The sequence below is a fragment of the Sphingopyxis sp. GW821-FHT02C12 genome, from assembly GCF_059421785.1.
Window position 1 is genome coordinate 846,177 of record NZ_JBWKVQ010000002.1, and the last position, 21,267, is coordinate 867,443.

Consider the following 21,267-nt stretch of genomic DNA (forward strand, 5'->3'; position numbering starts at 1 on the left):
TTTTTTAATGATACGGCGACCACCGAGATCTACACACCACTTCTGTCGTCGGCAGCGTCAGATGTGTGTAAGATACAGGCCCCCGCCTGCGCGGGGGCGACGCTCTCCTTATTTCCCCTTGAAGGCCGTCTTGCGCTTCTCGACGAATGCGAGCACGCCCTCGACCGCATCCTCGCTGTTACCCGCGACAAACTGGCCCTTGGCTTCGGCGTCCAGTGTTTCCGAAAAACTTTGCGACAGGCCGGCGCGCAAAATCTGGCGCATCGTGCCGAGCGACACCGTCGGGCCGTTCGCCAGCCGCGTCGCGAGCGCGCGCGCTTCGGTCAGCAGGTCGGCGTCGTCGACGCACTTGTAAACGAGGCCCCATTCGGCCGCCTGTTCGCCGCCGATCTTTTCACCCAGCATCATCATCTGCGTCGCGCGCGGCAGGCCGATCAGGCGCGGCAGCAGCCACGACGAGCCGCCATCGGGGACGAGGCCGATGTTGACGAAGGCTTGCAGGAAATAGGCCGACTTGCCGACCAAGGTGAAGTCGCCCGACAGGCCGAAGCTGCAGCCGACGCCCGCTGCGGGGCCGTTGACCGCGGTGACGACCGGGATGTTCAGATTGGCGAGCGCGAGCAGCATCGGGTTATAGTGGTTGCGCAGCGCCTTGCGACTGTTGGCGCCGCCGCCGACCGCCGACGCGGCACGGTCGCCGCCAAGGTCGGCCCCCGAACAGAAACCGCGCCCCTCGCCGGTGATCAGCAGCGCGCGCGCGCCGAGGACGGGCAGGTGATCGAGCGCGTCGCGAATCTCGTCGGCCATCGCCGGGGGCATCGAATTGAGCCGCTCGGGGCGGTTGAGCGTGATCGTCGCGACATGGTCGGCGACTTCGAGCTTGATCATCTCATAGGTGGGGGTGGTCATGGGGAAGAACTCCTCTCGCGGGTTTTGGCTTTACCTTTACGTTCACGTAAAGTTGTGACCGATTTGCATCGGAAGTGCAAGGGGCGACGGGTGGGTGGATTTGATAGCGGTGGGCCGAAGGGGCCTTATTCTTCGCCCACCCGCACGCGCGCGAAGCGCAGTTCGCCGTCGCGGCGCCGCAGGACGAAGCGGTCGCCGCTGGCGCTGAGGCAGGCGCCCCGAAAATCGACCACGCCCATGTCATTGGGCACCAGCCGCACATGCAGCCGCCCCTTGTCTTCGGGGCCGAGTTCATAGCGCGGCGCGGTCACATCATAGATCGACTCGTGCACTTCGACCCAGCGCGGGACGCGCCTGTCGTCCTCGGGCATCGTCCAGCCATAATATTGGGTATAATCCTCGACCGGGTCGCCGCTGTCGAAGCCGATGGTGAAGGTGACCCCCGCAACGCCTTCGCCGGTCGGCCAGCTGACGAAGATCGTCGGTTGCGCGCCGTCGACATCGACCAGAGGCGCCTTTTCGAAGGCGGGCGGCACCGGCCGGGGTTCGGTGAACAGGCAGACGGCGTCGCCCCTCTGCTCCCAGCGCCCGCCGGCGCGCTCGTCGAGTGCGCCGGCGTAGAGCGCATAGAGAAAGGTCCCGTCGGGCGCGATCTCCAGCCCCCCGCCGACGTCGGGACCTTCGGCAAGCTGATATTCGCCGATCAGGCCGGGCGCTGCCGTGGCGGGGACGGCGGGCGGCTGAGCCGACGCGCCGATGGTCGGCAAGGCGGACAGGAACATGGCGAACGGGGCGAGGAAGAGGTTCCGCATGCGCCCAGCGTGCGCCTGTTTGCACCGCGAATCCAGCCCGATCTGGCGCGCCTTTTCCTTTGACAGCGACGCGGACGGTCGCGACGTTGCGGGCGCGAACGGGATCGATTTGCAAGGGGGCGATGGCGGACGATGACGAAGGCGGCAACGCGCACGAATTCCATGCTCCGCCCTGCAGCGCTGGCGGGACTGCTGCTGTCGGGCGCGGTCACGGCGGACGGGCAGGCGGCCGCGAGCGACGAGGTTGCGATCGCCATCAGCGGCGAGAGCGACCAGTTGATCGGTCGCCAGACCGAGCGGACCGTGGTGACCGCAGGCGGCAGCGAAAGCGTTCGGCAACTCGAAACCGCCTATACGGTTTCGGGCCACGGCCCGACCGAACTCAGCGATACGCTGCGGATCGCGGTCGATGCCGATGGCCGCCCGCAACGCTGGCGGTGGCGGCGCAGCGTCAATGGCCGGATACTCACCGTCGAACTTGAACGGTCGGACGGCGCGCTGAAGGGGCAGGCCGTCAACGAGGACGAACGGCACGCGGTGAGCGCCGTCCTGCCGGTGCTGCCGATCGGCGATCCCGACACGCTGGCGCCTTTTTTGACCGAACCGTCCGCGCCGCGCAGCTGGTCGATCGCCGAATTCGACCCCGTGTCGCTGCAATTCCGGCCGGTCGGGCTGGCGCTGGCGAAACGCAGCGGCACCGATCATGCCTGGGTGCTGAGGCTTTCGCGCGGCGGGCGGCTGCAGTCGGTGCGCTGGCTCGACTATGCGGATGGCAAGCTGGCGGCGGCGCGCCAGCCGCTGCTCGGCAGTGGGCTGTCGTGGCGTCGCGACGAGGGGCCGCTGACCAAAGCGGATATGCTCTCGCGCGGTCGCATCGTCGCGCATGAACAATATCGCCCCAATATCCATATGACGCAGCGCGCGGCGCTCGGGCAGATGCGCTATGTTTTCGGGCTTCCCGCGGACGTGCCCGTCACCGTCCCCGAAACCGGCGAGCAACGCGTCAAGTCGGATGGCGACGGCTGGCAGGTCGACATCTGCCAGGACTGCGGTCCGGCATCCGCCCCGGCGGCGGCCGATCTCGAACGCTGGCGGCGGCCGAGCCAGTGGGTTCAGAGCAACGATGCCGCCTTCAAGGAGAAGGCGGCGCAGGCGCGGCGCGGCGCGAAGAGCGACGATGCGGTGATGGCGCGGCTCGCGATCGTCGCGCGGGCGCGGCTGCCGCGCATCGATTTCGACGGTTATGTCTCGGCGCGCACCGCCTGGCGGCGTCGCGCCGGCGATTGCACCGAGGATGCGCTGCTGCTCGCGGCGCTTGGCCGCGCGGCTGATATTCCGGTGCGCGTCGTCCATGGGCTGGTGTTTTCGCCGGGGCGCTATCATGGCGCCAGCAACGCCTTCATGCCGCACAGCTGGGTGATCGCCTTTGTCGACGGGCGCTGGAAAAGCTACGACATCTCGCTGAACGGCTTCGACGCGACGCATATCGCGCTCAGCCTCGGCGATGGCGAACCCGAGGCGATGGTCGAGGCCAACCAGATCGCGGCGCTGCTCGACTGGCGCGCGATATCCGAGGTCAGGAAGCGGCCGGTCGATTCTTGACCAAAGGCGGCGGATCGCGATCGTCGCGCGCCTTGGTGTCCGCCAGGGCATCGACGGGCGCGGACGCAGGTGTCGCCTTGGCCGTCGGCGCCGGTTCGTCGTCATAGACGACCGGCATGTCGGGCAGGCTGCTGTCCAGATCGGCGGTCAGCCATTCGACTTCGCCCGGCTTTTTCAGCCCGCCGACGATGATATAATTATCCTCGAGGCAATATTCGCCGCTCGTCGGTTCACCGTCGACCGCCAGCACCTCGTCGATCTGGGCATAGGCCGGGGTGGCCATGCTCGCGCTCAGCGCCATCGCGGCAAGCGCCGATTTCACGGGCACCTTGTAACTCACGCAAATCTCGTCGCTGCATCCCGCGACCAGCGCCTGGCGCGCCGCGCCTGACAGATCGGAAATATCATGCACCTCGCGGTGGCAGAGGCGGCAGGTGTCGCCGTCCATGATGTCGCTGAGCTTGCCCTTATAGGGGCAGGGGCTTTGAATCCGCGGGAACAGGGACATTGGTCGCCTCCATTTCTCTCCGTCGGCAAAAGATGCCAGACATCGCAGCGCCGGGCAATCGCTAAAGGCCAGCCCCTTCCCACGCCGCCGCGCCGCTGCTAGGCGCGCGCCATGATCGCTCCGCATCCCGACCGCCGCACCTTCGCCATCATCTCGCATCCCGACGCGGGCAAGACGACGCTGACCGAGAAATTGCTCGTCGCCGGCGGCGCGATCCATATCGCGGGTGAGGTCAAGGCGCGCGGGGCCGCGCGGCGCGCGCGCTCCGACTGGATGAAGATCGAACAGCAGCGCGGGATTTCGGTGACCTCGTCGGTGATGACCTTCGAGCATGCGGGGCTCATCTTCAACCTGCTCGACACCCCGGGGCATGAGGATTTCAGCGAGGATACCTATCGCACGCTGACCGCGGTCGACAGCGCGGTGATGGTGATCGACGCCGCCAAGGGCATCGAACCGCAGACGCTGAAGCTGTTCGAGGTGTGCCGGCTGCGTTCGGTGCCGATCATCGCCTTCATCAACAAGGTCGACCGCGAGGGCCTGCCGCCGTTCGAGCTGCTCGACGAGATCGCCGAGCGGCTGGCGCTTGACGTGTGCCCGATGAACTGGCCGGCCGGGATGGGTGGACAGTTCGAGGGGATTTACGATTTGGTCGATCCCGCGATCATGAAGCCGGGTGGCGACGCGTCGCGGATGTATGAAGGTCACCGCGCCAAGGTTGCGGGGCTGGACGACCCGGCGCTGGCAGCGGAGCTTTCGGAGCGCGCGCTCGCGCTGCTCAAGGAAGAAACCGAGCTGGCATCGGCCTGCTACGCGCCCTTCGACGTTGCGGCATACCGCAACGGTGACTTGGCTCCGGTCTATTTCGGATCGGCGCTCAAGGAATTCGGCATCATCGACCTGCTGTCGGCGCTCGCCAACCACGCGCCGGGACCGCAGCCGCAGCCCGCCGAACCGGCGCCGGTCGATCCGGCCGACGATGCCGTCACCGGCTTCGTGTTCAAGGTGCAGGCGAATATGAACCCCGCGCACCGCGACCGCATCGCGTTCATGCGGCTGTGTTCGGGCAAGTTCGAGCGCGGCATGCGGCTGATGCAGGGCGGCACGGGCAAGGCGATCGCGATCAGCCGCCCGATGCTGTTCCTCGCGCAGGACCGCGAAATGGCCGAGGAGGCTTTCCCCGGCGACATCATCGGCATCCCGAACCATGGCACGCTGCGCGTCGGCGATACGCTGTCCGAACGCACCGACATCACGATCACCGGGCTGCCGAACTTCGCCCCCGAATTGCTGCGCCGCGTCGCTCTCGTCGATCCGACCCAGACCAAGAAATTGCGCAAGGCGCTCGACGACATGGCCGAGGAGGGGATCATCCAGGTCTTCTATCCCGAAATCGGGGCGAACATGATCGTCGGCGTCGTCGGGCAGTTGCAGCTCGAGGTGCTGATCAGCCGTTTGGACGCCGAGTACAAGGTCGAGGCGAAGCTCGAGCAGTCGCCCTGGGAAACCGCGCGCTGGATCGCCTGCGACGATCCGGCGAAGCTCAAGGCGTTCCAGTCCGAGCACCGCGGCGCGAGCGCCACCGACCGCGATGGCGCGCCGGTGTTCATGGCGAAGGACGGCTGGGAGGTGGGCTATATCACCCAGCGCAATCCGGACATCCGCTTTACGGCGACGAAGGAGCGGCGGTTGGGCGCGTTGGCGGAATAGGGCCTTCAATAAGCGCGTCATTGCGAGCGAAGCGAAGCAATCCATAGCGGTTTACGCCACTCTGGATTGCTTCGCTTCGCTCGCAATGACGATCAAATAAGGCTCAGCAGATCGGCCGGTCCCGCCGCTTCGTCGCCATCCTCGTCGTCATCCTCGCCCTCGAACTTGCTCAACGTTAGCCCCAGCAACCGGATTCCCTGTTCGGTCGGCAGCAACGGCGCCAAGATCGCTTCGCCCGCTGCGAGCAGCGCCGCGCCGTCGAGGATCGGCGCCGGCACCGACTTCGCGCGCGTGATCGTCCTGAAATCGGCGTAGCGCAGCTTCAGCGTCACTGTCCGCCCGCGCGCGCCTTTCTTGGCGGCACGGTCCCACACCACGCTGCACACATGCGCGAGCGCCTCGCGGATTTCGGTGTCGCCGATCAGATCGTTGAAAAAGGTCCTTTCGCCGCCGAGCGACTTCAGCGGCCGGTTCGACTTCACCCGCCGATGGTCGATGCCGCGCGCCAGGTTGAACAGCCATTCGGCGCTGTTGCCGAAATTCCCGGCCAGCCACATCGGGTCTTTCGCCGCGAGATCGGCGCCCGAAAACACGCCCAGCCCCTCCATCTTCGCCGCGGTCACCGGCCCGATGCCGTGGAAGCGGCGTATCGATAGCGTCTGGACGAACGCCGCGCCCTTGCCGGGGGGAATGACGGTGATGCCGTCGGGCTTGTTCTGGTCCGACGCCAGCTTGGCGATGAACTTGTTGTACGAGACGCCCGCCGAGGCGGTGAGTCCGGTTTCGTCGCGGATGCGGCGGCGGATCAGCTTCGCGGTCGCGGTCGCGCTGCCCAGCTCGCCCTTGTCGGCGGACACGTCGAGATAGGCCTCGTCGAGCGACAGCGGCTCGACCTCGTCGGCATAGTCGCGGAAGATCGCACGGATCTGGTGCGAAATGTCGCGATACACCTCGAAGCGCGGCTGCACGAAGATGAGGCCGGGGCATTGGCGTTTCGCGGTGACGCTCGGCATCGCTGACCGTACCCCGAATTTGCGCGCTTCGTAGCTCGCGGCCGCGACCACGCCGCGCCGCGAAGACCCGCCGACCGCAACCGGCTTGCCGCGCAAGGCCGGGTCGTCGCGCTGTTCGACCGACGCGTAAAAGGCATCCATGTCGACATGGATGATCTTGCGGACCCGGGTGTCCGCGGCGTCCACAGCCTGATCGTCGCCGTCTTCCACGTCCGCAGCCTAGCATGTTGCCAAAATGTTCTCAATGCCGTGCCTGACGCGGCGCTTGACGAAGGCGGACCAAAATGGCAATCGCCGCCGGCCTTGGTGAGCGGGTATAGCATAGTGGTAATGCTCTAGCCTTCCAAGCTAGCTAGGCGGGTTCGATTCCCGCTACCCGCTCCAGGTCTCCCGACATCGCCGCCGCATCCGATCCCGGAACTTTTCCGGATGGTCGCCGTTTAGCTAAGGCACTCATTATTCAGATTGTCGAGGCGCGGCCGCGGGTCGTTTTTCTCCGACGGGGCGCAATCGCGCCGCGTCGGGGGCGGGTGCCGCGCGCTCATCGCTGTGCAGATCGTTGAGGAGACTTGATATGTTCAAATGGGCTTTGATCTTCGCCGTGATCGCGCTGCTTGCCGCGGTCCTGGGTTTTGGCGGCATCGCCGGCGCGTCGGCCGGTATCGCCAAGATCCTGTTCTTCGTCGGCCTGGCGTTCGTTGCGCTGTTCGTGATCATGGGCGCATTCGCCGCCAAGAAGGTGGTGTAAAAAATTCGGCGTCGCCGGGAACCCATCGCGACCCGCGGCGTTTCATGGGTCTGCTTGACCGAAAGTGAGAGTGGAAATCGGTTCTTGTTTTCGGACTGAACCTAGGGAGCCCCGCCGCAGAGATGCGACAGGGCTTACCTGTTTCAGGCGGTGCGTCAGGCCGGAAAGGCGGCGCGGACGCGGCGTTCGAGCACCGCGAGCGGCACCCGTCCGGCCCCCAGCACCACATCGTGAAAGCGCTTGATGTCGTAACCCGGCCGGCCGGCGACCTCGTCGCGGACGCGGCTGATCGCGATCTGGCCGACCTTGTAGGCGCAGGCCTGCCCCGGATAGACGATATAGCGGTCGATCTCGGTCCGCGAGGCGGTCGGCGAGGTCGAGGAATTTTCGACCATATAGTCGATCGCCTGCTCGCGGATCCACCCCATCGCGTGCAGCCCGGTGTCGACCACCAGCCGCGAGGCGCGAAAGGCGTAGGACGCAAGATAGCCGATCTTGCCGAGCGGGTCGTCGTCGTACAGGCCCAGTTCGTCGGCAACCTGTTCGGCATAAAGGCCCCAGCCTTCGCCATAGGCGGTCACCGACGACGCCTGGCGATAGAGCGGCAACTCGGCATCCTCATATTTCAGCGCGCCCTCGAACAAATGCCCCGGCGCGCCTTCATGATAGGCGAGGGTCGGCAGCGTGTAGCGTGGCCATTCGGCGGTATCGCGCAGGTTGATGAAGAATATGCCCGGACGCGACCCATCGGGGGTTCCCGCCTGCGCCGACCCGCCGGGCGCGCCGATCTCGATCTCGGGCGGGACGCGGCGGATTTCATAGGGCGCTTTGGGCATGCGGCTGAACACCTGCGGCAGCCTGCCGCGCACGGTGACGAGCAAGCCGTTCAGATAGGCGAGCATTTCGGCGCGGCCGGCGTCATCGTTGGCGAACAATTGCCCCTCGGCCTTGCCGAGCGCGGCGAGCCGGTCGCGAATGCTGCCGTCCTTATAGCCCTGCGCCTTCAGCAACACGTCCATGCGCGATGTCAGGTCGGCCACCTGTTCGCGCCCGATGCGGTGGATTTCGGCGGCGGTCAGGCTGGTCGTCGTATGCTGGGCGAGGGTCGCGGCATAATAGGCCTCGCCATCGGGCAGGCGGGCGACCCCCGCCACGACGCCGGCGCGCGGAAGCAGCGCGGTGAGCGCCTCGATCTGCCGGGTCAGCGCGGCGCGGATCGGTCCTTCGAATGTTGCGGCGGCGCGATCGCCATAGCCGCCGAGGCCGATTTCGGCGCTGCGCCGGGCGATCGAGGCGACGAGGGTCTTGCCCGCGACATCGCCGTCGCGCAGCCGCGCGAGTTGCTGGAGCGCCTGGTCGAGGATGAAGCGCGGGGCGACGACGTCCATCGCGGCATTCGCCTTGACGATGGCGGTATCGGCGTCGAGCAGGGCAGGGATCGCCGCGAGCCGCGCCATATAGGCGTCGGCGTCGGCTCGGTCCTTCACCGGGTGCTGGCTGTCCATGAAGGTGCTGACCCCGGTGTAGAAGCCGCCGAGCTGGGTGACGCCATAGGGGCCGGGACGATGCCCGAAACCGCCGCTGTGATAGGCGAAGCGTGCGAGCCGCTGGCGCGCCGCGAGCTCGAATTCGGCGCTATCGTGGGCGACGCGGGCGGTATCGCCGAGCGTATCGGCGGCGATCGCGCGAACCGCGGCAAGGTCGGTGTCGATGCGCCGTGCCTGCGCCGCGCGTCCGGCCGCCGACCAGTCGGGAAATTGCGCCCGCAGCGCGGCGCGGGCACCGGTGTCGAGGCCGAGCGACGTCGCGCGGGTCGGGTCGTCGCGCAGGCCTTGCTCGAATTGGGCGGAGAGCAACGTATCGAGCCGCGCATCGGCGCTGACGCTCTCCTTCGCGGCGACCGGCCCGGCGATGCCGGCGACGGCAAGACCGCCGAGGCCGGCCAACAGGGTACGGCGATCGGGCGCGTAGTCGGTCATGCGATTCTCCTCCTGGATTTCGGCAAGCCTAGGGTCGGGGTCCGATTGCCGCAACCGTGGCGGCGCCGCGCGCGCTTGCGGCAGCATGAACCGCGCCACCGTTCTGCGACACTTTGCGACAATTTTTCGCCAAACCGGCACGGTGCTGGGACAAGTGGCGCCTAGAAGGGTGTCATCGAGAGCCGGCCCCCTTCGGCTCCGCGACCCGAGGAGTTCGTTACGTGAGAAAGAAATTCACCCTTTTGACGCTGGGCGCCGCGCTGATCGCCGTGCCCGTTCTTGCCGCTCCGGGCATCGGCGCCAAGGCCGACGGCAATGCCACCGTGACCCGCGCCGAAGCGCAGGCCCGCGCAACCGAGATGTTCGCCAAGATGGATGCGAACAAGGACGGTAAGCTCGACGCCGCTGACCGCGCCGCAAAGCGCGCCGAAATGCAGGCGGCCGCCTTCGCCCGCTTCGACGCCAACAAGGATGGCAATATCAGCAAGGCCGAATGGGATCAGGCATCGGCCGACCGCGCCGCCAAGCGTGCCGAACGTGGCGAGAAGCGCGCCGAGGCCGGCGAACCCGGCAAGCGCGATGGTCACCGCATGGGCGGGCATCACGGCAAGCGTGGCGGCCATCATGGCGGTCCCGGTGGTCGCGGCGGCATGATGATGAAGGCCGACACCAATGGCGACAAGGCGATCAGCCAGGCCGAATTCCAGACCGCCGCGCTCGCCCGCTTCGACGCCGCCGACGCGAACAAGGACGGTCAGGTGACCGCCGAGGAACGCCAGGCACAGCGCGCCGCATGGAAGGCCAAGCGCGCCGCTCCGCCGGCGGCTCCCGCCGCCCAATAATCGGCAGCGGACCGGCTGCAACGGCAGGCTCTTTCCCCTCCCTGGCATTGCCTTTGCCGCTGGTCCCTGCCAGCTATCGCCCACCGGTCCCCCGACCGGTGGGCGAACCATTTGCAGGATCGATTTCGATGAGTGACAGCGACGCGCCGCGCATCCTGCTGATCGACGACGAACCGTCGATCCGCGAGCCGCTGACCGAATATCTGACCGCGCAGGGTTTCGCCGTTACCGACGCCGCCAATGCCGCCGAGGCGCGATCGGTGCTGCGCGCGAAAAGCATCGACCTCGTCGTCAGCGACATCATGATGCCGGGCGAGGACGGGCTGTCGCTGACCCGCCATCTGCGCGAGACGAGCAGCATTCCCGTCATCCTGCTGACCGCGCGCGCCGAGGATACCGAACGGATCATCGGGCTGGAGATCGGCGCAGACGATTATGTCGTCAAACCCTTCAACCCGCGCGAACTGGTCGCGCGCATCCGCACCGTGCTGCGCCGGACGCAGGCGGGCGGACGCACGCTCGACCCCGGCGGCACCGCCTTCGCTTTTGGTCCGTGGGTGCTCCGCGAAGTCGAACGCGTGCTGGTCGACGAGGCGGGCGAAGAGGTCGCGCTGTCGTCGGGTGAATATCACCTGCTCCACGCGCTGGTGCGCCATCCGCGGCAGGTAATGAGCCGCGACCGGCTGCTCGACCTCGTGCGCGGTCGCGAGGCCGATATCTTCGACCGCGCGATCGATAATCTGATCAGTCGGTTGCGCAAGAAGATCGAGGCGGACCCCGCCCATCCGCAGCTGGTCAAGACCGTGTGGGGCGGGGGCTATACGCTCGCCTGCGAGGTCAAGCGGCTGGGCGGCGCGGCGTGACATTGCGGCTGTGGCCCCGCAGCCTCGTCGGCCAGATGGTGTTCGCGGTCGCGGTGGCGCTGTTTGTCGCGCAGGCGATCAATTTCACGCTGCTCGCGCGCGGGCAGCGGCAACAGGTCTATGCCAATGGCGGCGGCATGGCGGTGGCGCGCATCATCGACGCGCTCGAACGCGACCGGCGCGGCGCGATGGCCGATCCCGACGAAGGCCCGCCCGGCCGGTCCCCTGAAAAGCGCCATCCGCGGCTGCAGGTCCGCGATACGCCATTCGCGCCGCCGCCGCGCGCGCGCGTCGACGCCGACCTCGCGGCGCATGTCGCGGCGCAACTGGATGAGGCGGGTCTCGACGCCGAACAGGTTCACGCCTGGGTGCTGCCGGAACGGCACAAGACCGAAAAGATGCGCGGTCCCGCGCGCACCGCGATCGTCTCGGCCAAGATCGGCGGGCGTTATGTCGTGGTGCGCAGCTGGCTTCCCGCCGAGGGCAAAAGGCTGCAGGGCTTCCTGATCTGGCAGACGCTGTTGCTCTATGTGCTGATCCTCGTTCCCATATTGCTGATCGCGTGGCGCGCGGCGTGGCCGCTGCGCGCACTGACGCAGGCGGTGCGGCGCGACCCGATGGGCGATGGTCCGCCGCTGATCGAGCAGGGGCCGTCGGACGTGCGCGACGTGATCGGCGCCTTCAACGCCTCGCGGGCGCGGATCGGGACGATGCTCGCCGACAAGGACCGGATGCTCGGCGCGGTCGGGCACGACCTGCGCACCCCGCTCGCCAGCCTGCGCGTGCGCGTCGAGGCGGTCGCGGACGAAAAACTGCGCGACAAGATGATCGCGACGATCGACGAAATGACCGCGATGCTCGCCGATATCCTCGCGGTCGCGCGCAGCGGCGCAGGCAAGGAGGCGGCGGAGCGCTATGATGTCGCGACACTGCTCGCGCAGATGGGCGAGGAATATCGCGTGATGGGCAAGCCGGTGACGGGCCCCGATGCGCTGCCGCCACTGCCGCCACTGAGCGGCCGGCCGCTGCTGGTGCGGCGCGCGCTGCGCAACCTGATCGACAATGCGCTCGCTTATGCGGGCAGCGCGACCCTGCTGGTCGAGCAAAGCGGCGGCGAGCTGCGGCTGGTCGTCCGCGACGACGGTCCGGGCATCGCCCCGGCGCTGATCGCCGACCTCGTCGAACCCTTTGCGCGCGGCGAGGCGTCGCGTAATCGCGCGACGGGGGGCGCGGGGCTGGGCCTCGCGATCGCAAACGCGCTGGCCGAAGGCGAGGGCGGGCGGCTGGTGATCGCCAACCGCGACGATACGTCGGGGCTGGACGCGGCGATCGTGCTGCCGGTTTAACCGTCGCCCCCGCGCAGGCGGGGGCCGCAGTCCGCCCGGAGCAGCGACCGAGGCACAAAGCGACAGCGGGCCCCGCCTTCGCGGGGGCGACGTTCGTTATGCGTAAATCGCGATCCCCTGGCTGCCGCTCATCACCGGCTCGCCGGTGCGGTTCCAGATCATCATGTCCTGCACCGAAAAACCGCCGCGCGCGAAGCCGGTCTTTGCCGACAGCAGCCACCAGCCGTCGTCGGTTTCGGGCTTGCCGGTCAGCATGTTGACCGTCCAGTTCATCGAACTGATCGGGCCGAACTCGGTGAACAAGGCCATCGCGGCAGGGGGCAGGGCGTCGCCCATCGCGAGCAGCGCGACCGCGGGATGGCATTCCGGCTCCTCGACGAAGCGCACCCAGGTCAGATAGTCGCCGACGTCGCTTTTCCAGTCGAAACGCGGACCGGTCGTCGGACGCATGTCGAAATGGCGCACGAAGCTGGGGCGTGCCTTGTGGTCGGGCACCGGCTGCAGGCTCTCGGGGGCTGGCGCGTCGGGCATCGTCAGGCTGTTGTGGTCGAGGTGGCTTGGCCGGTCGCCCGAGAAAGCGAAGGTCGCGGCGGTGCCGAAGCCCATGTCGCTCGACACCCCGGCATCGACGAACAGCGAGGATTTCGACTGGCGCAGCACGCGCGTGGCGACGGTGCAATCGCCGCCGACCGGGCCGACGAAGCTGATCTGCGCATAACGCAGCGGGGTGTCGGTGGGGTGCAGCGCCATCGCGCCCGCGAGCGCGACCGCCGAGCTGATCCCGCCATAGGCGGTGCGGCCCTGCATCCAGCCATCGTCGATATGCGCCCTGGCCACGCCCTCTTCGGTACGCAGCGTCGAAAGCAGCGCGTCGAGCGCGCTGGGAGAGGTGGTCATCCTGGTCTTATTCCTCGATCTGGAAGGTCAGTCCGGCGTTGGCGGTAAGCCGGTCGATCAGCGCCTCGCCGAGCAAGGCCCCGGGGGTCCACACCCCGCCGTCGCCCTTGTTGGCGAGCAGCGCGATGCCGGTTTCGGCAAGCATCTTCGACGTCGAGCCGTAACCGGGGTCGCGGTCGCCCTGGACGCTGGCGCGGATGCTGGTGCCGTCGGGATATTCGCCAACGAACAATATGTCGTAGAAACCATTCTCGCGCTCGTCCTTGCTCGGGCCTTCGCCGGGCTTGAGCTTGGATTCGCCGAACGGGTTCGCCTTCGCCATCGCTTCGGCCATCGCCTTGCCGGCGTCGCCGATCGTCGTCATCACCATCTCGTCATAGACAAGGTCGGCACCCCAGCGGTGGCCGAGCAGGAAATTGGTGCGATGGACATTCTTGGTGTTGATCGGCGCCATCACGAAGGGCGCGGTCCAGGTGCCGGTCGCGCCGTCATATTCGGGGATCAACCCGGTCGGCTGTGACGGCCCCTCGAAACCGGGGGTGAGCGCGAAGCTGGATTTGAGCAGCAGCGCGAGCGACGGCTTTTTCGCGATCGCCTTCAGCGTTTCGGTCAGGCTGGCGATCGTGCCGCCCGATGCGCCGCCCGCCATCTTGCGCACCCGGCCCTTGACGCGCGGGGCGGGTTGGCCGTGGCGCTTCACCGCTTCGGCCTGCAGGAACAGCACGCCGAGATCGAAGGGGATCGAATCGAAACCGCAGCTGAAGGTGATGCGCGCGCCCGACGCCTTCGCCGCGTCCTGATGCGCGTCGATCATCTCGCGCATCCAGCCCGGCTCGCCGCAGAGGTCGGCGTAGGCGGTGCCCGCCTTGACGCACGCCGCGACGACGTCGCTGCCATAGAGCTGATAGGGGCCAACCGTGGTCAGCACGACCGACGCCCGCGCCGCCATCGCGTCGAGGCTGGCGAGGTCGTCCGCGTCGGCAACGACCAGCGGTGTGTCCTTGGGCGCGCCGATCAGGTCGCGCACCTCGGCCAACTTGTCGGCGCTGCGCCCCGCCATCGCCCATTTGGGGGCGTCGGCGCGGCAGCCATAATGCTGCACCAGATATTCGGCGACGAGGCGGCCGGTAAAGCCGGTCGCGCCATAGACGATGATATCGAACTCGCGCCCGCCGGCCATGGCAAACCTCCCTTTACGTAAACGTTAAGTGGAGGCTAGCGCAGGCCGACCGCCTTGCCAAGCGCGAAGCGGGTCAGCGCCGCCAGAACGGGCGCTTCTCCACGACCACCGGGGCACCGACGGCTTCGGCGCGGCCCTCGGCGCGTGCGGCGCGCAATTCGGCTTCGGTCAGGCGCGCTTCGGCATTGTGGCGCGCCAGTTCGTCGCGGCGGCGCTGGCGCAGCGCGTCATAGCTCCAGCGCGTATGGCCATAGCCGAACAGGCAGAGCAGCCCGCCGGCGATCGCCAGATTCTTCATCGCCGCCATCGCCTGCATCGGATCGGTGAATTCGCGGTGGAAAAAGAGGATGGTGAGCAGCACGAAACCCGCGAGCAGGATCGAAACCAGCCGCGTCGCGATGCCGAGCGCGATGCACACGCCCGCGACCAGTTCGAACAGGCCGGTCGGGATCGCGAGTCCGGCGGGGAGTCCTGCCGCCGAAATCATGGCATTGGTATCGGCGACGTGGATCAGTTTGTTGATCCCCGACACAACGAAAATCACGGCAATGAACAGGCGGCCGATAAAGACGGCGATCATGGACATGGGTCATCCTCCACTCAGCGCCCCGTCCGCTTGTGCAGACAGGACGCGCGGGAGGCGGGGAGGTTCCGCCGCGAGGGCGGGAAGCTCAGCTCAGGTCGTAGATGATGTCGTCGACATCGCCGTTCCGCTCTCCGCTTCCCCCTCGGGTGCGGCGCGCGGGCACGATGCTGCGCAGGCGCGGCACAGACCAGTGCTTGCGGGCGTCGCCCGCTTCATCGGCATCGTGAACAACCTGATCGATCATGTCATGAACCCCTCCAGGACAAGGCCGAATATGCGAGAAAGCCGGGATAGGGTCAAGAAGCGCCCGATTGCTGGCGATCGACCGTCAAATCCCTGATTTCGCAATCATCGCAGGCGATGGCGCGCAGCGTGAGGGCGCTGGTGCCGCGCGGAAGCGCGATATCGGACAGGGTGACCGCCTGCCAGCCGGTGCTTGGGGTGAGGGTGGCTTCGCGGTCGCCGAGCGCGATGCGCCCGCCCTTCGCCGAGCGCGCGCGGATCATCACGCTGCCGCGTCCGGCGGCGGCCGCGTCGAGGCTGTAGCGCATCCATTCGCCGGTGACGAAGTCGCCGACATAGGGGCTGCCGTCGGCGTCGCGCGCGATGTCCACGCCGTCGTTGCGATAGGTTGTGCCATTGTTCCAGGGGGTGCGTTCGCCGCCGGTCGCCACATGATAATTGGCATCGACGCTGTCGCGATAGGCAACGCCTGCCGGACCCAGGTCATAATCGACCGCGCGGATGGTGAGCGGCGCACCGTCCAGCCGACGCGCGGTGAAGGGCCTTGCGCTGGCATCGTGCGGCTGGCGGATCATCGCGTCGATGACATCGGGATGCGCGATATTGTTTTCGAAGCGCGTGTTTTCGGCCAGCCGCATCATCGCGGCAAAGGCCTCGTCGGCGCCGGGTTTCGGCCCCTTGCCGGTCGCCCAGGAAGTGATCTTCATCCAGCCGTCGCCCGCGACGATCTCGAGCGGCTGGTTGAAGCCGATCTTCTTGAGCGGCCAGAAATTCCAGCCGATATCTTCGCCCTCAACCAGTTTGATCGCGTCGCGATACCAGACATTGCTGTTCTCGCCCGACTCGCCGAGCCACACGGGCCTGCCATAGCTCTCACGCAGCTTGACAATGTCGGCGATGCTCGCGGCGTCGTTGCGGTTCCAATATTTGTGGAAACTGAGCACCATATTGGCGTCCCATGCCGCGGGCAGGCCCTTGTAGTTGTTCCCCCAGCAATTGCCCTCGACGATCACGATGTGCTTCCGGTCGACGCTGCGAATTGCGGTGGTGATCCGCTGCTGCAGGTCCCAGACCGCCTTGTTCTCGGTCTCGTCGCAGCCATTGCCCTTGCCCGGCGTCGCAAAGCTCCAGTTGGGCTCGTTGATCAGGTCGTAGCCGCCGATCCACGGCTCGCCGGCATAGCGCGCCGCGAGTTTGGTCCACAGCGCGACTGTCTTGCGCTGGTTCTCTTCGCTCTCCCAAAGCGAAGGCTTCGCCGGATCGCGATCGGAAATCGCAAGGTCATTGCCTTGCCCGCCGGGCGCGGCGTGCAGGTCGAGGATCAGGTAGATGTGGTGCGCCTTGCTCCAGGCGAGCAGCTTGTCGATGCGCTCGAAACCCTCCTCGTGCCAGGTATCGATACCCGCCTTCGGCTCCCTGTCCACCGGCAGGGTCAGCTGGTCGAAATGGATCGGCAGCCGCACCGAGTTGAAGCCCCATGCCGCCATTTGCGCGATGTCGGCCTCGGTCGTGTGGTTGTCGAGCCAGGCGCGGTAGAAGGTCGCCGTCCGCTCCTCGCCGACCAGTTCGACCAGCTTGGCGCGGATGCGGTGCTGCTGTCCGAGCTCGCCGAGCTTCAGCATATAGCCTTCCTGCAGCATCCAGCCGCCGAGTCCCATGCCGCGCAGGATGACGGGCTGGCCGCTGTCATCGACGATCTGCGTGCCCTCGACCTTCAGATAACCCCCGGCATGGGCCGAGGTGGGGGAAAACAGTGCGGCAAGCGCCAGTGCGACCGACCCGAATTTCATGATGGCATCCCCGTTTGTGATCTATGGGAACGTTATCAAATTTTGATGGTAGGGCAATGATCGGTTTCTAAACCTCGTCATTGCGAACGTAGCGAAGCAATCCAGGGCGGGTTACGCGACTCTGGATTGCCGCGTCGCCTTCGGCTCCTCGCAATGACGATGCTGGTTAAAGCTTGGGCAGCGTCACGCCCTTTTGCCCCATATATTTGCCCGCGCGGTCGGCGTAGCTGATCTCGCACGGCTCGTTGCCTTGCAGGAACAGGAACTGGCACGCGCCCTCATTGGCGTAGATTTTGGCGGGCAGGGGGGTGGTGTTCGAAAACTCGAGCGTCACATGGCCTTCCCAGCCGGGTTCGAGCGGGGTGACGTTGACGATGATGCCGCAGCGCGCATAGGTCGACTTGCCGAGGCAGATGACGAGCACGTCGCGCGGGATGCGGAAATATTCGACCGTGCGGGCGAGTGCGAAGCTGTTCGGCGGGATGATGCAGACGTCGGTTTCGCGGTCGACGAAATTCTTGGGGTCAAAATCCTTGGGGTCGACGATCGTCGAGTCGACGTTGGTGAAGATCTTGAACTCGGGCGCGACACGCGCGTCATAGCCATAGGAGGAGAGGCCGTAACTGATGCACCCGTCGCGGCGCTGCGCCTCGACGAACGGTTCGATCATGCCCTGCGTCTGGGCGGCTTCGCGAATCCAGCGGTCGGAAAGAATGGCCATGGCGCTGTCTTGTCGGCGCGGGCGGATTCGCGCAAGCGGTCAGTCGCGAACGAAGCCGATATCCTTGGGTCCGAAACTGTGCGGCAGCAATTCGCTGAGCCTGTAGCTCGCGACCGTCGAACCATCGCCTGAGGCGCAATGGACGGCGATGTCGGTCTGCGACTGTTCGGCGGCCTCGTTCAGGATCTGGCGGCAGCGTCCGCACGGATGCACCGGATCGCTGCCGAGCAGCGCGTCGCCATCGGGCCGCCCGCCGATGATCGCGACCGCGACCAGCTCGCCGATCCAGCCTTCGTTGGCGATCTTGGCGATCGCCGAGGTTTCGGCGCAGAGCGTCAGGCCATAGCTGGCATTTTCGACATTGGCACCGGTCACCAGGCTGCCGTCCTTGAGCAGCAGCGCGGCGCCGACATGAAAGCCCGAATAGGGCGCATAGGCCCGGCTCGCGGCATCGCGCGCCGCATCGATCAGCGCCTCGACCGTCTCGTCGCTCATTGGATATCTCCGTCGGGGCGCACGACGTTCCAGCCGACGGTGCCGTCGGCGCCCGCAATGCGCATATAGTCGTTCGCCTGCCACATCGCCCAGGGGTGCGCGCCATAATCGGGCGCGAAGAAGTCGCGGCGCAGCCAGGCGGTCCGCGCGATGCCGCTGGTGACGCGGTAATCGGCCTCGAACGCCGGACTGGGCGCGACGAGGCTCGGCTTGCCCATATGCGCCTCGATCTGCGCGAGGAAGGTGGCGAGTTCGCTCAGCAGCAGCGCGCGGGTCGGCCGATCGGGGCAGCGGTCGTCATAGTCGAGCCATACCGCCGCGGGCAGCGCGTCGGCGCGGCGCGGGACATGGCGGATGAAATTCGCCGCCTGATCGGTGGCGAGGCGGCAGAGGTCGTAGCGGTGGATCGGACCGAACTGGACCCCCGCCGCCGCCGCGCCCTTGATGTTGCGCGCAAACATCGGGTCGGCGCGGTCGGCGCCGCCGGTCGCGGCGATATAGGCGAAATCGGCGCCCGCGGCCTTGATCGACCCCCATTGGACCGAACCGTTCGATGCGTCGATCGTCACCCCCTGCCAGGGATATTGATCGCGCGCCGGCGCCCAGCGCGCGGCCCACCACAAGGCGAGGCCGACGCCGAGCAGGATCAGCAGCAGCGCCGCGCCGGTGCGCTTCAGCAGGCGCAGCAGCGCGCCGCGCCAGTCGGGCTTCGGCCTGGCCGGACCTTTCCCGCCGCTCTTGATCGCCCTCGTCGCCATCGTCAGCCCTTGATATGCAGCACGCAGATCAGCGTGAACAGCCGCCGTGCGGTGTCGAAATCGACCGCGATCTTGCCGTCGAGCCGGTCCATCAGCATTTCGGCGGCCTCATTATGCAGCCCGCGCCGCGCCATGTCGACGGTCTCGATCTGCTGCGCGGTCGAGGTCTTGATCGCCTGATAGTAGGAATCGCAAATCGCGAAATAGTCGCGGATCGGGCGGCGAAAACGCCCGAGGCCGAGGATGATCGCCTCGAGCGGCGAATGGTCCTCGCGCGCGATTTCGAAGATCAGCCGGCCTTCCTCGACGCGCAGGGTCAGCCGGTACGGGCCGGCATAGCCGTCGGCGTGGCCGCGCTGGGGCACGAACTTATTGTCCTCGATCAGGTCGAAGATCGCGACGCGCCGCTCCTGCTCGACGTCGGCGTTGCGCCAGACGATCGAACCTTCGTCGAGCTCGATCGAGATGATGCGCTGTTGGGAAGGGTCGGCGTCGGTCATGCTGTCGGTGCTTCTACTTGGCCGGGCATGAAGGGCAAGAGGACATCCGCGATGCGCTCCACATCCCCGTTCGTGTCGAGCGAAGTCGAGACACCCATAAGGAGCGCGTGCCTTCACGTGTCTCGACTTCGCTCGACACAAACGGGAGGGGGTTTCCAGACTTATCCCCAAGGCGCCCCACAGCTCTGTCGAAGGGCAAAGCAAGACCGGTTGCGCCCGCCGCGTGTCAGTAGCATGGTGACCTCATGCCAGAGTTAGCCCTGTTTCCCACCCCGTCCCCGACCGGGGACGACCGCCAATTGCCGCGCAATATTGAAGCGGAAGCCGCCTTTCTGGGTGCGATCCTGATCGACAACCGAGTCGTCGAGGACCTGCCCGTCGCGCTCACCCCCGACCATTTCTTCGAACCGCTGCACGGGCGCATCTTTCAGCACACGATGGCGCTGATCGAGCGCAACAGCATCGCGACCCCGGTGACGCTCAAGCCCTTTTTCGAGGCCGACGAGGCGATGAAGGCGGTCGGTGGTCCCGGCTATCTGGCGCAGCTCACCGGCAGCGGTGCCGGGCTGATCGGCGCGCGCGACTTCGCACGGCAGATTTTCGACCTCGCGCTGCTCCGCGAACTCGTCGGCGTCGGCCGCGTGCTCGTCGACAATGCGCTCGACACCAGCGAGCGCGTCGACCCGCAGTCGCAGATCGAGGAGGCCGAGACCGCGCTCTACCGCGTCGCGGGCGGCGAGGCCGAGATGGGAACGGTCAAGAGCTTCAGTCAGGCGAGCCTCGTCGCGCTGCAGGCGGCCGAACGCGCGCTCAATTCGGGTGGTCACCTGTCGGGGATCACCACCGGCATCGGCAGCATGAACGCCAAGATCGGCGGCATGCACAACAGCGATTTGATGATCCTCGCCGGACGTCCGGGCATGGGCAAGACCTCGCTCGCGACCAACATCGCCTATAACGCCGCCGAACGCTTTCGCCGCGACGAGGAGGACGGCATTCCGCCCGAGAAGAATATGGGCGCGAAAGTGGCCTTCTTCAGCCTCGAAATGTCCGCCGACCAGCTCGCGACGCGCGTGCTTGCCGAACAGTCGGGGGTGTCGGGCGAGGCGCTGCGCATGGGCAAGATCAGTAAGGATCAGTTTCAGCAGCTCAGCCGCGCGGCGCAGACGCTCCAGACGCTGCCGCTGTATATCGACGATACGCCGGGGCTGACGATCGCCGGCCTGCGCACCCGCGCGCGCCGCCTGCAGCGCCGCCACGGCATCGGCTTCATCATCGTCGACTATCTCCAGCTCTTGCAGGGATCGTCGAAGAGCGGCGACAATCGTGTGCAGGAAATTTCGGAAATTTCGCGTGGTCTCAAAACCTTGGCAAAGGAGCTTCATGTTCCCGTGATGGCGCTGTCGCAGCTCAGCCGTCAGGTCGAAAGCCGCGAGGACAAGCGCCCGCAGCTGTCCGACCTTCGCGAATCGGGCTCGATCGAACAAGACGCCGACATGGTGCTCTTTGTGTTCCGCGAGGATTATTATGTCGCCGCGAAAGAACCCAAGCGCCCGGTCGAGGGCGACGACGTCAAAATCCATGCTCAGCATGAGGAATGGGCGGCGGAAATGGAGCGCGTCTTCGGCCTCGCCGAAGTCATCGTCGCCAAATCGCGTCACGGCTCGACCGGCAAGATCCGTATGCACTTCGAGGCGAAGACGACCAAGTTCAGCGACCTCGCCGACGACGGGCAGGCGTATGACGATTATGAGTGAGTGCCACT

The 21,267-nt window shown here is 66.7% G+C and carries 21 protein-coding genes and 1 tRNA gene; 8 read left to right on the top strand and 14 right to left on the bottom strand.

The features are described from left to right. Window positions 1–108 precede the first annotated feature (108 nt). On the bottom strand, window positions 109–909 hold the full coding sequence (locus AC07U1_RS19330) for an enoyl-CoA hydratase-related protein (RefSeq protein ID WP_056350503.1): 801 nt from the start codon (window positions 907–909) through the stop codon (window positions 109–111). A gap of 125 nt (window positions 910–1,034) precedes the next feature. Continuing rightward, window positions 1,035–1,721: a hypothetical protein gene (locus AC07U1_RS19335; RefSeq protein ID WP_495177851.1), complete on the bottom strand. Its 687-nt coding sequence runs from the start codon at window positions 1,719–1,721 to the stop codon at window positions 1,035–1,037. Between the two features lie 162 nt (window positions 1,722–1,883). Here AC07U1_RS19335 and AC07U1_RS19340 point away from each other — a divergent pair, with 162 nt between their 5' ends. Continuing rightward, window positions 1,884–3,323, top strand: coding sequence for a transglutaminase domain-containing protein (locus AC07U1_RS19340; protein WP_495177850.1), 1,440 nt, complete (start codon window positions 1,884–1,886; stop codon window positions 3,321–3,323). Here the strand turns inward: AC07U1_RS19340 and AC07U1_RS19345 are convergent. Next, a complete protein-coding gene (locus tag AC07U1_RS19345) occupies window positions 3,298–3,831 on the bottom strand; it encodes a hypothetical protein (RefSeq protein ID WP_495177849.1) in 534 nt (177 codons plus the stop codon). The genes AC07U1_RS19340 and AC07U1_RS19345 overlap by 26 nt on opposite strands. Before the next feature lie 111 nt (window positions 3,832–3,942). Here AC07U1_RS19345 and AC07U1_RS19350 point away from each other — a divergent pair, with 111 nt between their 5' ends. After that, window positions 3,943–5,541, top strand: a complete 1,599-nt coding sequence (locus AC07U1_RS19350; RefSeq protein ID WP_492740604.1) for a peptide chain release factor 3 — start codon at window positions 3,943–3,945, stop codon at window positions 5,539–5,541. A gap of 92 nt (window positions 5,542–5,633) precedes the next feature. Here the strand turns inward: AC07U1_RS19350 and dinB are convergent, their stop codons facing one another. Beyond that, window positions 5,634–6,764 (bottom strand): DNA polymerase IV, encoded by a 1,131-nt coding sequence (gene dinB, locus AC07U1_RS19355; protein ID WP_495177848.1) that lies wholly within the window; start codon window positions 6,762–6,764, stop codon window positions 5,634–5,636. A 100-nt stretch (window positions 6,765–6,864) separates the two neighbouring features. Between dinB and AC07U1_RS19360 the strand changes: the two genes are divergently transcribed. Then, window positions 6,865–6,938, top strand: a tRNA-Gly gene (locus tag AC07U1_RS19360). A gap of 190 nt (window positions 6,939–7,128) precedes the next feature. Continuing rightward, window positions 7,129–7,302, top strand: coding sequence for a DUF1328 domain-containing protein (locus tag AC07U1_RS19365; RefSeq protein WP_082545186.1), 174 nt, complete (start codon window positions 7,129–7,131; stop codon window positions 7,300–7,302). 155 nt (window positions 7,303–7,457) lie between these two features. Here the strand turns inward: AC07U1_RS19365 and AC07U1_RS19370 are convergent, their stop codons facing one another. Continuing rightward, window positions 7,458–9,281 (bottom strand): DUF885 domain-containing protein, encoded by a 1,824-nt coding sequence (locus AC07U1_RS19370; protein WP_495177847.1) that lies wholly within the window; start codon window positions 9,279–9,281, stop codon window positions 7,458–7,460. 221 nt (window positions 9,282–9,502) lie between these two features. On the opposite strand from AC07U1_RS19370, the gene AC07U1_RS19375 reads away from it, so the two are divergent. From AC07U1_RS19375 to AC07U1_RS19385, 3 genes are all read left to right on the top strand, one after another. Next, window positions 9,503–10,123, top strand: coding sequence for an EF-hand domain-containing protein (locus AC07U1_RS19375; protein WP_056350546.1), 621 nt, complete (start codon window positions 9,503–9,505; stop codon window positions 10,121–10,123). Window positions 10,124–10,251: 128 nt separating this feature from the next. After that, complete coding sequence (locus tag AC07U1_RS19380; RefSeq protein WP_056350548.1) at window positions 10,252–10,986, top strand: response regulator; 735 nt, start codon at window positions 10,252–10,254, stop codon at window positions 10,984–10,986. Then, window positions 10,983–12,332: an ATP-binding protein gene (locus tag AC07U1_RS19385; protein WP_495177846.1), complete on the top strand. Its 1,350-nt coding sequence runs from the start codon at window positions 10,983–10,985 to the stop codon at window positions 12,330–12,332. Before AC07U1_RS19380 ends, AC07U1_RS19385 begins: the two co-directional genes overlap by 4 nt. A 96-nt stretch (window positions 12,333–12,428) precedes the next feature. Here AC07U1_RS19385 and AC07U1_RS19390 read toward each other — a convergent pair whose 3' ends face one another. The 9 genes from AC07U1_RS19390 to AC07U1_RS19430 form a co-directional block, all read right to left on the bottom strand. Then, the gene (locus AC07U1_RS19390; RefSeq protein WP_495177845.1) at window positions 12,429–13,229 is read right to left on the bottom strand and encodes an acyl-CoA thioesterase; all 801 of its coding nucleotides are present in this window, start codon (window positions 13,227–13,229) and stop codon (window positions 12,429–12,431) included. Window positions 13,230–13,236: 7 nt separating this feature from the next. Then, complete coding sequence (locus tag AC07U1_RS19395; protein WP_495177844.1) at window positions 13,237–14,409, bottom strand: saccharopine dehydrogenase family protein; 1,173 nt, start codon at window positions 14,407–14,409, stop codon at window positions 13,237–13,239. Between the two features lie 73 nt (window positions 14,410–14,482). After that, complete coding sequence (locus tag AC07U1_RS19400) at window positions 14,483–14,995, bottom strand: DoxX family protein (protein ID WP_495177843.1); 513 nt, start codon at window positions 14,993–14,995, stop codon at window positions 14,483–14,485. Window positions 14,996–15,080: 85 nt separating this feature from the next. After that, the gene (locus AC07U1_RS19405; RefSeq protein WP_495177842.1) at window positions 15,081–15,239 is read right to left on the bottom strand and encodes a hypothetical protein; all 159 of its coding nucleotides are present in this window, start codon (window positions 15,237–15,239) and stop codon (window positions 15,081–15,083) included. Window positions 15,240–15,291: 52 nt separating this feature from the next. Then, window positions 15,292–17,028 carry a cellulase family glycosylhydrolase gene (locus AC07U1_RS19410; protein ID WP_495177841.1) on the bottom strand — a complete coding sequence of 579 codons (1,737 nt, stop codon included), beginning with the start codon at window positions 17,026–17,028 and terminating at the stop codon, window positions 15,292–15,294. Between the two features lie 166 nt (window positions 17,029–17,194). Beyond that, window positions 17,195–17,749, bottom strand: a complete 555-nt coding sequence (gene dcd, locus AC07U1_RS19415; RefSeq protein ID WP_056350559.1) for a dCTP deaminase — start codon at window positions 17,747–17,749, stop codon at window positions 17,195–17,197. 39 nt (window positions 17,750–17,788) lie between these two features. Next, on the bottom strand, window positions 17,789–18,244 hold the full coding sequence (locus AC07U1_RS19420; protein ID WP_495177840.1) for a cytidine deaminase: 456 nt from the start codon (window positions 18,242–18,244) through the stop codon (window positions 17,789–17,791). Then, entirely contained in the window at window positions 18,241–19,002 is a 762-nt protein-coding gene (locus AC07U1_RS19425) for a glycoside hydrolase family 25 protein (protein ID WP_492739216.1), read from the bottom strand. Before AC07U1_RS19425 ends, AC07U1_RS19420 begins: the two co-directional genes overlap by 4 nt. Window positions 19,003–19,004: 2 nt before the next feature. Beyond that, window positions 19,005–19,502, bottom strand: coding sequence for a UPF0262 family protein (locus tag AC07U1_RS19430; protein WP_056350565.1), 498 nt, complete (start codon window positions 19,500–19,502; stop codon window positions 19,005–19,007). A gap of 245 nt (window positions 19,503–19,747) precedes the next feature. Here AC07U1_RS19430 and AC07U1_RS19435 point away from each other — a divergent pair, with 245 nt between their 5' ends. Further along, window positions 19,748–21,259 (top strand): replicative DNA helicase, encoded by a 1,512-nt coding sequence (locus tag AC07U1_RS19435; RefSeq protein WP_495177839.1) that lies wholly within the window; start codon window positions 19,748–19,750, stop codon window positions 21,257–21,259. Window positions 21,260–21,267 lie beyond the last annotated feature (8 nt).

Excerpts from the sequence above, each read along its gene's own strand:
- AC07U1_RS19390 (WP_495177845.1), bottom strand. The coding sequence starts at position 13,229 with ATGACCACCTCTCCCAGCGCGCTCGACGCGCTGCTTTCGACGCTGCGT.
- AC07U1_RS19395 (WP_495177844.1), bottom strand. The coding sequence starts at position 14,409 with ATGGCCGGCGGGCGCGAGTTCGATATCATCGTCTATGGCGCGACCGGC.
- AC07U1_RS19345 (WP_495177849.1), bottom strand. The coding sequence starts at position 3,831 with ATGTCCCTGTTCCCGCGGATTCAAAGCCCCTGCCCCTATAAGGGCAAG.
- AC07U1_RS19435 (WP_495177839.1), top strand. The coding sequence starts at position 19,748 with ATGCCAGAGTTAGCCCTGTTTCCCACCCCGTCCCCGACCGGGGACGAC.
- AC07U1_RS19405 (WP_495177842.1), bottom strand. The coding sequence starts at position 15,239 with ATGATCGATCAGGTTGTTCACGATGCCGATGAAGCGGGCGACGCCCGC.
- AC07U1_RS19380 (WP_056350548.1), top strand. The coding sequence starts at position 10,252 with ATGAGTGACAGCGACGCGCCGCGCATCCTGCTGATCGACGACGAACCG.
- AC07U1_RS19400 (WP_495177843.1), bottom strand. The coding sequence starts at position 14,995 with ATGTCCATGATCGCCGTCTTTATCGGCCGCCTGTTCATTGCCGTGATT.
- AC07U1_RS19350 (WP_492740604.1), top strand. The coding sequence starts at position 3,943 with ATGATCGCTCCGCATCCCGACCGCCGCACCTTCGCCATCATCTCGCAT.
- AC07U1_RS19430 (WP_056350565.1), bottom strand. The coding sequence starts at position 19,502 with ATGACCGACGCCGACCCTTCCCAACAGCGCATCATCTCGATCGAGCTC.
- AC07U1_RS19330 (WP_056350503.1), bottom strand. The coding sequence starts at position 909 with ATGACCACCCCCACCTATGAGATGATCAAGCTCGAAGTCGCCGACCAT.
- AC07U1_RS19340 (WP_495177850.1), top strand. The coding sequence starts at position 1,884 with ATGCTCCGCCCTGCAGCGCTGGCGGGACTGCTGCTGTCGGGCGCGGTC.
- AC07U1_RS19420 (WP_495177840.1), bottom strand. The coding sequence starts at position 18,244 with ATGAGCGACGAGACGGTCGAGGCGCTGATCGATGCGGCGCGCGATGCC.
- dcd (WP_056350559.1), bottom strand. The coding sequence starts at position 17,749 with ATGGCCATTCTTTCCGACCGCTGGATTCGCGAAGCCGCCCAGACGCAG.
- AC07U1_RS19410 (WP_495177841.1), bottom strand. The coding sequence starts at position 17,028 with ATGAAATTCGGGTCGGTCGCACTGGCGCTTGCCGCACTGTTTTCCCCC.
- AC07U1_RS19365 (WP_082545186.1), top strand. The coding sequence starts at position 7,129 with ATGTTCAAATGGGCTTTGATCTTCGCCGTGATCGCGCTGCTTGCCGCG.
- AC07U1_RS19425 (WP_492739216.1), bottom strand. The coding sequence starts at position 19,002 with ATGGCGACGAGGGCGATCAAGAGCGGCGGGAAAGGTCCGGCCAGGCCG.
- AC07U1_RS19335 (WP_495177851.1), bottom strand. The coding sequence starts at position 1,721 with ATGCGGAACCTCTTCCTCGCCCCGTTCGCCATGTTCCTGTCCGCCTTG.
- AC07U1_RS19370 (WP_495177847.1), bottom strand. The coding sequence starts at position 9,281 with ATGACCGACTACGCGCCCGATCGCCGTACCCTGTTGGCCGGCCTCGGC.